Here is an 11,023-nt window from a genome sequence, read left to right as displayed (position 1 = left end):
CGTATGAATCCAAGTACACAGAAGAAGACCTTGCGGAACTCGTCCGTCAGGCAGAAGAGAAGGACGATGCAGCCGAAGTGGCCGATGCCAAGGCGCGAGAAGCGGAAGCACTCGAAGCACTCAACAAGGCACTCGCCGAAGCGAGGCTGAGAGGACAGGCGGCAGTTGCCCCCGTGGCCCAGGATACCACACAGGCTGGGCCTCCCAAGGAGCAGATTGAGGTGAAAGGTCAGATTGCCGAGGACAGCAAGGCGGTGAAGGCACTGGACGAGGAGGACAAGGCACAGGAGGTGGTGAAGAAGGTGAAGGTGACTTCGGACTATTTCAACACCCTGACGCAGAACGAGCATGAGCCAAAGCTCATCAAGGCCATCATTGACGAGGACGTGAAGGCTACGGACGGGTCGAGGGTGCGGCTGAGACTGTGGACGATATTGAGATTGGTGAGACCATGGTGAAGAAAGGGTCGTACCTCTATGCCACCATGAGCGGTTTCGGTTCGCAGCGAGTGAAGGGTAGCATCAACTCCATCCTTGTGGATGACGAGCTGATAAAGGTTTCGCTTTCGCTTTATGACACGGACGGACTGGAGGGACTGTATGTCCCCGGCAGCCAGTTCCGTGAGACCACGAAAGATGTGGCGAGCGGTGCTATGCAGAGCAACATGAACATCGACCAGAGTGGAGCGAACAACAGTTTCTCGCAATGGGGAATGCAAGCCGTGACCAATGCCTACCAGAAGACAAGCAATGCCATCAGCAAGGCTATCAAGAAGAACAAAGTGAAGCTGAAGTATGGGACGTTTGTTTACCTTGTAAATGGGAAAGAGAAAAGGAAATAGACACTGCCCGACAACGGAATTGTCGGGAACGGTGGCTCATAGAGTATAAACATCAAAAAATCAACTAATATGAATTGTTTTCAGAAAATGAATGTCTGTGCATTGCTTTCGCTGAGCGTGCTTTCAGCCAAGGCGCAGACCACCTACATGGAGATGGAGCAGCTGACGGTCAACGACCAAGTGACCACCGTCATCACCGCCTCCGAACCCATCCGCTTTGTCGATATATCCACAGACAAGGTGGTGGGCGACCAACCCATCAACAACACCATCCGCCTGAAGCCGAAGGACAACGTGTATGCCGACGGTGAGGTGTTGGCGATAGTGACAATCGTGACGGAACGCTACCGCACGCAGTATGCACTGCTCTATACCACGAGGATGCAGGAGGCAGTAACCGATAAGGAAATAGAATGCTCGGAGCGCAATGCCTACAACAATCCCGCTGTAAGCCTGTCCACTGCCGACATGACCAAGTATGCACGTCAGATATGGTCATCGTCTGCCAAATACCGCAACGTGGCGACGAAGATGCACCGCATGGTAATGCGCCTGAACAACATCTACAGCGTGGGCGAATATTTCTTCATCGACTTCTCCGTGGAGAACAAGACCAACATCCGCTTCGACATCGACGAGATGCGCATCAAACTATCGGACAAGAAGCAGAGCAAGGCTACCAATGCGCAGATAGTGGAACTGACCCCATCTCTTGTGTTGGACGATGCGAAGACCTTCAAGTATGGCTATCGCAACGTGATTGTGGTGAAGAAGATGACCTTCCCCAACGACAAGGTGCTGACCATCGAGCTGTCGGAAAAACAGATAAGTGGACGCACCATCTCGCTCAGCATCGACTATGAGGATGTGCTGTCTGCCGATTCGTTTAACCATATACTGTTGGAGGAGGAATAATGAGAATTAGGAATGAGGAATTAGGAGTGAGGAATTGGCTTGTGCATACCTTACTCGTTGTCATCTGTTTTATGGCAAGCATGACTCCGGCAATGGCGCAGCAGAATAGCGACCGCATATCCTTGGGGTTCGGATGCCTGTATGAGCGAGGACTGGACGTGACGCTGTCCTACGAGTATGAGACGAAGTACCACAATGCGTGGGAGTATTTTGCAAACGGATATATCAAGTGGAACGAGTGCGCATCGTGCGGTCATGTCTGTCCTGAGAGTTTTTGGAACAACTACCGCAGTTATGGTTTCGGCTTTGCTATAAGCCTGTGTGGCAAGAGGACGCAACCACCATGGCAACATGCGCATAGGAGCATCGGCAGGTAGCGATACTGACAGGTTCTTGGGTGGCATCCACCTCGGCTATGAGCAAAACTATACACTCAGACACGGCTGGAAGCTCTTCTGGCAGGTGAAGACCGATGTGATGATCAAGGGTGAAGACCTGTTCAGAACGGGTATTGTCCTGGGTGTGAAACTTCCTGTAAAATGACTATGCGTATGAAGAAACTGTTTTCAATCTTGGCAGTTGCGGCAACGGTGTTGCTGACTGCCTGTGACGAGCATCAGGACTTTCCCGACACAGCCATGAAGGTCACCCATATCTTGACCACTGACGGCAAGGTGATGCCCTACGAAACCTACGAGCAATCGTGCAAGCAAGCCATTGCAGTGGTGTTCAACGTCAATCAGAGGGAAGAAATGGAGGGAAACGGATATGCCGTCTATCTGTGGGACATCGCTCCCGAAGCCTTTGCTGACAGTATCGGTGTGGAACAGGACACATCCTGTGACCTCACCGCCTACGACGGCAACAAGAACACTTTTGCCCTTTATGGCACGACCGATGTGAAGTCGCCTTTGGCTGAGCGTGTCTTCGACATGTGGCGTTACGGGCAAAGTGCCTATATCCCCAGTGTGGCACAGATGCGTCTGCTCTATCATGCCAAGGACATCATCAACCCATACATCCTGAAATGCGGCGGCACACCTATCCCCGATGAGGATGATGACTGTTGGTATTGGACTTCAACGGAGGTAGAAGGACAAGCGACCGCCAAGGCATGGCTTTACTCACTGGGAAGCGGTGCCATACAGGAGACTCCCAAGTGGCAGCCGCATAAGGCGAGACCCATCATCACGATTATGGATTAGCCCATATACAGACATCGAGTATCACCCGTATCATCATCAAAGTACAACAATTAAAAAAGAAAAAGCATGAAAAAGAATTTGTTTCTAATGTTGGGACTTGGAGCCATGCTCCTCACGTCCTGTGACCAAGACATCGTCAATGAGATTTACCTGCCCGGTGGCGGAGGTTCTGTGGTCGTGACCGACAGCACATCAACCAAGCAGCTTCAGGTATTCACCAATCTGGAGATGCTGCAACCTGCCGTTTCCACACGAGCCGTTGACAACCAGTGGGAACTCAATGATATGATTGGCATCTCTTCCACAGGGATGATCAACAATATGAAGTTCACCCGAAGCGGCGGCACGAATCAGTTTGTGTCAGCCAACAAGGTGTTTTTCACGGACACAGACACTCACACCTTCAATGCCTACTATCCCTATACGGCAAATCCTACCAACGACCTCATAGAGTTCCAAGTGCCGGAGGCAGCTGTACAGAGTGAGCAGAAGGTCAATGATTTTCTGTTTGCCAGTGGAGCGGCATCATACGCCAATCCGAGCCTTACATTGAACTTCACCCATCAGATGGTGCGTGTCATCATCAAGGTCTATACCTCACCAGAATACGGTTTCACCACCAATGATTTTGCAGGAAGCCTACTCACGTTCGTCGGTTATTTTGACAGCGGTACTTTCAACATCAAGACCGGAAAGGTAGAATGCAGTGACGAGTCGGTGACGACCTATTATTTCGGCGACCCACAAAGTGACCACATGGAATATACGCTTTATGTTCCTGCACAGGTTATGCCAGACATGACATTGCAACTCAGCAATGGGGAGAACTTCGTATTCCTCACAAACGACACGTGGAAAGCGGGTCATTCCTACAGCTATTCATTGAAGCCTGTACGCAACACCTTGGAGGTCATATCTGCAACTATTTCTCCGTGGACAGTAGAGTCTGAGAAGACCATCAACGGCTACGAATAAAACTCATAAGAGGATTGGAGGGTGTCCACCGTGGCATCCTTCATCTTTTCTCATTATCACCCAACATCATCGTAAAGTAAATGGAAGAAAGCAAAGAGTTACAGGGTTTTTACAAGATATTCAGGGCGGTGATTTATGTCTCCATCCTGATGGAGTTCTTCGCCTACGCACTGGAGCCGGAGCAGTTGGACTTCTTGGGCGGCGTAGTGACGGATATCCACACTCGCATCAAGCGGTGGATGATTTACCATGACGGCAACCTCGTGTATAGCAAGGTGGCTACGTTCCTGCTGATATGTATCACCTGTGTGGGAACGCGCAACAAGAAGCATCTGGAGTTTGACGCTCGCAGGCAGGTGCTCTATCCGCTGCTGTCGGGAGTGCTGCTGATTGTGCAGTCCGTATGGCTGTTCGGTCATTCGATAATGCCCTGTTTCTATACCCTCCGTTTGAACACTTGGCTCTATATGCTCACTTCCATCGTCGGTGTCGTATTGGTGCATATCGCCCTCGACAATATCTCTAAGTTCCTGAAGGAAGGGCTGCTGAAAGACCGCTTCAACTTCGAGAATGAGAGCTTTGAGCAATGCAGGGAGTTGCAGGAGAACAAGTACAGCGTGAACATCCCTATGCGCTATTATTACAAGGGCAAGTTCCGCAAGGGATGGGTGAACATCGTCAATCCGTTCCGTGGCACATGGGTTGTGGGTACTCCTGGTTCTGGTAAGACCTTCTCCATCATCGAGCCGTTTATCAGGCAGCACAGCGAGAAGGGCTTTGCCATGGTGGTGTACGACTATAAGTTTCCCACTCTCGCCACCAAACTCTACTATCATTACTTGAAGAACAAGAATGCCAAGGACAGCAAGATGCCCCATGGCATGAAGTTCAACATCATCAACTTTGTGGATGTGGAGTATTCGCGCCGTGTGAACCCCATCCAGTTGAAGTACATCAACAACCTTGCCGCAGCGAGCGAGACCGCCGAGACCCTGCTTGAATCCCTGCAAAAAGGCAAGAAGGAAGGCGGCGGTGGCAGCGACCAGTTCTTCCAGACCTCTGCCGTCAACTTCCTTGCCGCCTGCATCTATTTCTTCTGCAACTACGGCAAGGAGCCCTACGACAAGGACGGAAAGATGCTGATTGCCGAGCGGCGTGAAGACCCAAAGACGAAAAGGCTGATACCCACAGGACGGGTGTTCGACCATTCGGGCGCGGAGGTGCAGCCCGCTTATTGGTTGGGCAAGTACAGCGACATGCCACATATCCTATCGTTCCTCAATGAGAGTTATCAGACCATCTTCGAGGTACTTCAGACCGACAACGAGGTAGCCCCCTTGCTTGGCCCGTTCCAGACTGCCTTTGCCAACAAAGCCATGGAGCAGTTGGAAGGTATGATTGGCACGCTACGTGTCTATACCTCCCGTCTCGCCACCAAGGAATCTTACTGGATATTCCACAAGGACGGCGATGACTTCGACCTGAAGGTCAGTGACCCGAAGAATCCAAGTTATCTGCTCATTGCCAACGACCCCGAGATGGAGAGCATCATCGGTGCACTGAATGCCTTGATTCTCAACCGCCTTGTAACGAGGGTGAATACAGGACAGGGCAAGAACGTTCCTGTCAGCATCATCGTCGATGAGTTGCCGACCTTGTATTTCCACAAGATAGACCGACTGATAGGCACAGCCCGAAGCAACAAGGTGAGCGTGGCACTTGGCTTTCAGGAACTTCCGCAGTTGGAAGCCGATTATGGCAAGGTGGGTATGCAGAAAATCATCACCACCGTGGGCAATGTGGTGAGCGGTTCGGCAAGAGCCAAGGAAACCCTCGAATGGCTGTCGAGTGACATCTTCGGTAAAGTAGTGCAACTCAAAAAGGGCGTGACCATCGACCGTGACAAGACCTCCATCAACCTCAATGAGAATATGGACAGCCTGGTGCCTGCAAGCAAAATCTCCGATATGCCCACAGGTTGGATATGTGGACAGACCGCCCGTGACTTCGTAGTCACCAAGACCGGGATGAACGGAAGCATGAACATCCAGGAGAGCGAGGAGTTCAAGACATCCAAGTTCTACTGCAAGACCGACTTCGATATGACGGAAATAAAGAAGGAGGAATCGGAGTATGTCCCTCTCCCTAAGTTCTATAAGTTCAAGTCGAAAGAAGAGCGAGAGCGCATCCTCTACAAGAACTTCGTTCAGGTTGGGGAGGACGTGAAAGCCATGATTAAAGAGATTCAGCAGTTCCGCACTATGATGTAGTGATATTGATTAGAGTGCGGTGAGACATCGCACCTCCTATATAAAATAATGTAATGAGAAGATACATCATCGTACTATTGAGCATGTTGGCCATCTGTAGCGTGCCCTGTCAAAGCCAAACCATTGACAGGGCACTGTTTGAACGGATGGTAGCCATTACCAAACACTTCGAGGGTTGGCACGACCCAAAGACCACACCGGGCTATGTGGGCTATGGTCACCAGCTACAGAAGGGAGAGCGTTTCCCGAAAACACTGACACGTCAGCGTGCAGATTTGCTGTTACGGACAGACCTCCTCCGGCACCTGCGCCTATATGCCCGTTATGGCAGGGATGCTTATCTGCTTGCCACCCTCTCGTACCAGATTGGACCAGCCAAGTTGTTAGGCAATGGACGATACCCGAAAGCGTCCCTGCTCACCCGATTGGAACGTGGCGACAGGGACATCCTGCCACTCTATCTGAGCTATTGCAAATGGAGGGGAAAAGCAGTGGCATCCATTAGGAAACGGAGGTGGGTGGAATATCAGCTGTTGTATGCCGAGCGGTGAGGCACCATCCCTCCTATACCTGTTTGTCTGTCACTTATATTATATATAAAGGTAATAATTGCAATTTCAATGTTAAAGTCAGAGCATTATGGCATCCATCAAATTAAAGTTCAGAACATCATCTGTTCAAGAGAAAGAGGGTCGCCTGTATTATCAGGTGATACACAATCGTGTGGCACGTCAGATCCATACAGAGTACAGAATCTATTCCTCAGAGTGGGATGCGGACCATTCAAACATCATTTTGCCAACTTCCGTCACTCCACAACGTCAAGCCTATCTTCTTTCCTTGAAAGATACATTGGATGCTGACAGGAAGAAACTGCTGTTGGTCATTGCACGGTTGGACAAGGAAGGGCAGTCATATACAGCAGACACCGTCGTTGACAACTTCCATGAGGGAAAAGAATTACATGGCATTATCGGCTATACGCTGGAGTTGAACGAAAAACTGAGACGCATCGGCAAGAAGCGGATGGTAGCAAGGTACAAAACCACCCTCAACAGCCTCCAGCGTTACCTGAAAGGAGGCGATGTGCCATTGGAGGAAGTCGATGGGACAACGATACAAGGCTATGAACAGTGGCTGAAAGACAGCGGACTGTGCCGCAACACCACCTCTTTCTACATCCGCAACCTGCGCACCATCTACAATCATGCCGTAGATGACGGACTGGTCATCTCTTCCTCACCGTTCAAGCATGTATATACCGGCATCGACAAGACCGTCAAGCGGGCACTCCCCTTGGAAATCATCAAGCAACTGAAAGAGCTGGACTTGAGTCTGAACCCCCGTTTGGAGCTTGCAAGGGATATGTTCCTGTTCAGTTTCTATACCCGTGGGATGTCGTTCATCGATATGGCACAACTTACACCAAGCAATCTGCATGGCAGTACGCTCATTTACCGCCGTCAGAAGACCTCACAACAGTTGCACATCAAATGGGAACCTGCCATGCAGGAGATAGTGGCGAAGTACAAAACAGATGATTCTCCCTACCTGCTCCCTATAGCAAAAGGAGAGGGAGCCATATTCTGGAGACAGTACAAGAATGCCTATAGCCGTATCACCAAGCAGTTGAAGAAAATCGGAGAAATGATAGGCCTGTCCGTACCCCTGACCACCTACGTAGCCCGCCACTCCTGGGCAAGCATAGCCAAGAGCAAGAACGTGCCCGTATCTACTATCAGCGAGGCATTGGGGCATGACTCCGAGAAAACCACACAGATATACCTCTCCTCATTGGACACCTCTGTCGTTGACAACGCCAACAATCTCATCATCAATTCTCTTTAGGAGGTGCAGCGTCTCACTGCACCTTTATTTCAATATTTATAACTATTGTATTGCGGTGTGATACCGCAACTATAATAAAAAAGTCGGGGATTGTTGAGCAAAAAGGTGTTTCTCTCTTTAAGAGAAACTCTTCGGGATGCAAAAATATGAAAATAACTCCAATTCACCAAATTATATAGCGACTTTTTTACAAAAATGCTAAAATTTGTTGATTTCCGTCAAGCAATTGTTGAGCAAATATGTCTTTTACGATAAAATGATACCTCAATATCAACTGTTTAGCAAAACGATATTTCTCTTAAAGAGAGAAACATCTTTTGCATACCTTTTCCGACCGAATTTTTATGTCGTAAAGAGGGGCTTTGCAGGGGGTGGACTCAGAAAGATGAGAATAGATGACTATTGTAGTTGAAACACATAGAAAGTTGCTGATATACAGACCGATACGCATATCGGGATGAACCATGAGTACGTTCTTTTCTCGAAAAACACATGTCAAAACAGTATGGTGAATGTATTGGACAAGGATAAGATACTGTGGTATGTCATGCGGGCCTACAAGAACGAGAATACTGCCGAAGATCGGCTCTCTAATGAAACGTATGGCTTAGAGTATTTCATACCCAAGCAGAAAGTCCTTCGCACTGTCAAGGGCAAGAAAGTCTTTTTCAAGGAAATATATATCGAAACCGAACGAATTATCATTCGAAATTTCAAACAGAAGGATGCCGAAGGGTTGTTGGAGTATCTTTCCCATCCGCGTGTGAATTGCTTTGCCGGAGACCGCCTTTGTTCCAGAGAGGCGGCATGGGCATATATGCAGTATTCCCCGAAAGACATGCTGCGCTATGCGGTGAGTCTGAAAAAAGATGACCCTAAAATCCGCAACTATCATTCAATACACGATTAAGGGTAGATTTATGAATCGTTAGTAGCAGCTTTCAGTAAAAAGCAACAGCACAACATCAATATGTAGCCACCATCCCCTTACCCCACGATGCGACTTGAGGTAATACGCAGATTCTAACCGGAAAGAAAGGATTCTTATCCGAATTCTGTTTTGAAGGGTTTTGCATAAGCGCGGTTTTCAGTATAGATATTCAGCACGTATTGCCTTGCTGTCATGATCCACTTGGCAGGTACGGAGATGAATCTGAAGACAAAAGCCTTTATGCGACTCGTTTTCTTGAGCCCAAAAGCCTTGGTGTCAAGCCTGCTCATGATGGTCTTGTAGAAATTGTGTATCAATGCAGTAAGCAGAAGAAAGACAGTATTCTCCGCCATGAATGACTTGGGGAGCCTGCTCCAACCGAATCCGTTGTTCATGTCGTCAAAGATACGTTCCTTGCCGCCACGCAGATTGTAGAATTCAACAATGTCCCTTGTCGATGACTTGTAATCGTTGGTCAGAATACAACGGTAAGTGTATTCGCCTTCCCACAGGTCAAGGTCGCCACTGTTGCGTCTTTGTCTCTGGATGACAAGACGATAGCACTTGCCTTCCCATTTCTCAACGAGAATGGAATTGAGTTCGAACTGGATGCCGTTAATCTCCTCCGTCTTCCATCCTCTCAGAGCAAAGATGTCATTGTAGAGCGAACTGCATCGGTTGGCACGGATGTAGAAATGTTTGCAATGCTTCTCTATCTCACTGACGATTTCCTTCGAGCAGGAACCGCAGTCTGCCCTGAAGCGATTTACACGGATGTTCTGGGATTCCAGAAGAGCGAAGAATCTCTTATGGGTGTCTGCCTGATGAAAACGCACATTCGTGTTACCATCGCTGTTCTCGATATAGACTATCTTGTCACCGATAACATATACGCCAGGCCTGTAGCCGAGGAACTTTTTGTAGGTCGGTTTTGCATCATACTTCTCCGTTTCAAGGAACTGATGGTCAAAGTCAACATCGTATTCCTCAATTTCCTTCAACTCGCCTGTAGAAACCAAAGCGTTTATAAGCAATGTGTTGAGTTTGTCTGCAGTATTGAAATCATAGGTCTTGCCTTGGTCGGAAGTATAGGAGATGTTTTCCTGTGTCAGTTCCTTGATGGCTCTGAGGATGGTATCAGAGCTGCATGTACGAAGGGTAGGATGATACGAGAGATGGCGCATCAGTTGTGACGTTACATCTTCCACGCATGAGCCGCCACAGAAATAAACGCTCATCAGCGAACGGACTATCTCGCTGAACTGATATCCGAAGATACTGCTGCATCTCTGACCCAGTGTTGAGTCGATAACGGGTGAAAGCATGGAGTCAAATTTCTCCATGATTGAAAAAATTCCTCCAAAAGGTGTGAGTTTCTCAGATTTAATTTGTATTTTTGCCATGTCATATTAGAGTTTTGCTTGTTTTCTTTTTGCAACACTAAGATAAGTGAAAATTCTGACATGCAAAATCCTGGGCAACTTTTTTGTTGCTCAGGAACTTATAAATAAAGTTAAATTATAGTGTTGCGGAATTAAGGAAAGTTAAAAAATCCTCCAACTTTTGTTAGATATATTTTTTTTGTGTAATTTTGTAATCATTATGCGGCAGTAATAATATACATATTAATACGAGTTAGTAATCCTGTAGTTCTCACATGCTACGAGGAGGTATTAAAAGGTGCGTTTCGACAACGCATCTAATGTAGTATATTATTGCTTAATCCAAATGAATATTATAAATTTAGGAATTCTTGCTCACATTGATGCAGGAAAAACTTCCGTAACCGAGAATCTGCTGTTTGCCAGTGGAGCAACGGAAAAGTGCGGCCGTGTGGATAATGGTGACACCATAACAGACTCTATGGATATAGAGAAACGTAGAGGAATTACTGTCCGGGCTTCTACGACATCTATTATCTGGAACGGGGTGAAATGCAATATCATTGACACTCCGGGACACATGGATTTTATTGCGGAAGTGGAGCGGACATTCAAAATGCTTGATGGAGCAGTCCTCATCTTATCCGCAAAGGAAG

9 protein-coding genes and 2 pseudogenes are annotated in these 11,023 nt (G+C 48.1%); 10 read left to right on the top strand and 1 reads right to left on the bottom strand.

Annotated elements, in window-relative coordinates:
* The 9 genes and pseudogenes from traM to DXA05_RS28205 all read left to right on the top strand — a co-directional run.
* Window positions 1–841: pseudogene (gene traM, locus DXA05_RS25030) on the top strand (conjugative transposon protein TraM); the annotation flags it as partial.
* Between the two features lie 69 nt (window positions 842–910).
* Window positions 911–1,756, top strand: coding sequence for a conjugative transposon protein TraN (gene traN / locus DXA05_RS25025; protein ID WP_005816133.1), 846 nt, complete (start codon window positions 911–913; stop codon window positions 1,754–1,756).
* Window positions 1,756–2,299 (top strand): annotated as a pseudogene (locus tag DXA05_RS25020) (hypothetical protein). The gene traN and the pseudogene DXA05_RS25020 overlap by 1 nt, the downstream one beginning before the upstream one ends.
* Window positions 2,300–2,307: 8 nt before the next feature.
* Window positions 2,308–2,961 carry a hypothetical protein gene (locus tag DXA05_RS25015; protein ID WP_005816136.1) on the top strand — a complete coding sequence of 218 codons (654 nt, stop codon included), beginning with the start codon at window positions 2,308–2,310 and terminating at the stop codon, window positions 2,959–2,961.
* A 66-nt stretch (window positions 2,962–3,027) separates the two neighbouring features.
* A complete protein-coding gene (locus DXA05_RS25010) occupies window positions 3,028–3,936 on the top strand; it encodes a fimbrillin family protein (RefSeq protein WP_005816138.1) in 909 nt (302 codons plus the stop codon).
* Window positions 3,937–4,016: 80 nt separating this feature from the next.
* Complete coding sequence (locus tag DXA05_RS25005; protein ID WP_005816140.1) at window positions 4,017–6,206, top strand: type IV secretory system conjugative DNA transfer family protein; 2,190 nt, start codon at window positions 4,017–4,019, stop codon at window positions 6,204–6,206.
* A 53-nt stretch (window positions 6,207–6,259) separates the two neighbouring features.
* Window positions 6,260–6,757 (top strand): hypothetical protein, encoded by a 498-nt coding sequence (locus DXA05_RS25000; RefSeq protein WP_005816141.1) that lies wholly within the window; start codon window positions 6,260–6,262, stop codon window positions 6,755–6,757.
* A gap of 88 nt (window positions 6,758–6,845) precedes the next feature.
* The gene (locus DXA05_RS24995) at window positions 6,846–8,054 is read left to right on the top strand and encodes a putative resistance-associated DNA invertase (protein ID WP_005816149.1); all 1,209 of its coding nucleotides are present in this window, start codon (window positions 6,846–6,848) and stop codon (window positions 8,052–8,054) included.
* A 505-nt stretch (window positions 8,055–8,559) separates the two neighbouring features.
* On the top strand, window positions 8,560–8,964 hold the full coding sequence (locus DXA05_RS28205; RefSeq protein ID WP_311776579.1) for a hypothetical protein: 405 nt from the start codon (window positions 8,560–8,562) through the stop codon (window positions 8,962–8,964).
* Window positions 8,965–9,098: 134 nt separating this feature from the next.
* On the opposite strand, the gene DXA05_RS24980 is transcribed toward DXA05_RS28205, so the two are convergent.
* The gene (locus tag DXA05_RS24980; RefSeq protein WP_005814044.1) at window positions 9,099–10,388 is read right to left on the bottom strand and encodes an IS1380-like element IS612 family transposase; all 1,290 of its coding nucleotides are present in this window, start codon (window positions 10,386–10,388) and stop codon (window positions 9,099–9,101) included.
* 325 nt (window positions 10,389–10,713) lie between these two features.
* On the opposite strand from DXA05_RS24980, the gene DXA05_RS24975 reads away from it, so the two are divergent.
* Window positions 10,714–11,023: GTP-binding protein (locus DXA05_RS24975; RefSeq protein ID WP_128859751.1), on the top strand; the 310-nt coding region annotated here is incomplete at its 3' end.

Source organism: Bacteroides sp. AM54-2NS (genome assembly GCF_003602935.1).
GTDB classification, from domain to species: Bacteria; Bacteroidota; Bacteroidia; order Bacteroidales; family Bacteroidaceae; genus Bacteroides; species Bacteroides xylanisolvens.
This window is presented reverse-complemented; position numbering and strand designations above follow the sequence as displayed.

Excerpts from the sequence above, each read along its gene's own strand:
- traN (WP_005816133.1), top strand. The coding sequence starts at position 911 with ATGAATTGTTTTCAGAAAATGAATGTCTGTGCATTGCTTTCGCTGAGC.
- DXA05_RS25015 (WP_005816136.1), top strand. The coding sequence starts at position 2,308 with ATGAAGAAACTGTTTTCAATCTTGGCAGTTGCGGCAACGGTGTTGCTG.
- DXA05_RS25010 (WP_005816138.1), top strand. The coding sequence starts at position 3,028 with ATGAAAAAGAATTTGTTTCTAATGTTGGGACTTGGAGCCATGCTCCTC.
- DXA05_RS25005 (WP_005816140.1), top strand. The coding sequence starts at position 4,017 with ATGGAAGAAAGCAAAGAGTTACAGGGTTTTTACAAGATATTCAGGGCG.
- DXA05_RS25000 (WP_005816141.1), top strand. The coding sequence starts at position 6,260 with ATGAGAAGATACATCATCGTACTATTGAGCATGTTGGCCATCTGTAGC.
- DXA05_RS24995 (WP_005816149.1), top strand. The coding sequence starts at position 6,846 with ATGGCATCCATCAAATTAAAGTTCAGAACATCATCTGTTCAAGAGAAA.
- DXA05_RS28205 (WP_311776579.1), top strand. The coding sequence starts at position 8,560 with ATGGTGAATGTATTGGACAAGGATAAGATACTGTGGTATGTCATGCGG.
- DXA05_RS24980 (WP_005814044.1), bottom strand. The coding sequence starts at position 10,388 with ATGGCAAAAATACAAATTAAATCTGAGAAACTCACACCTTTTGGAGGA.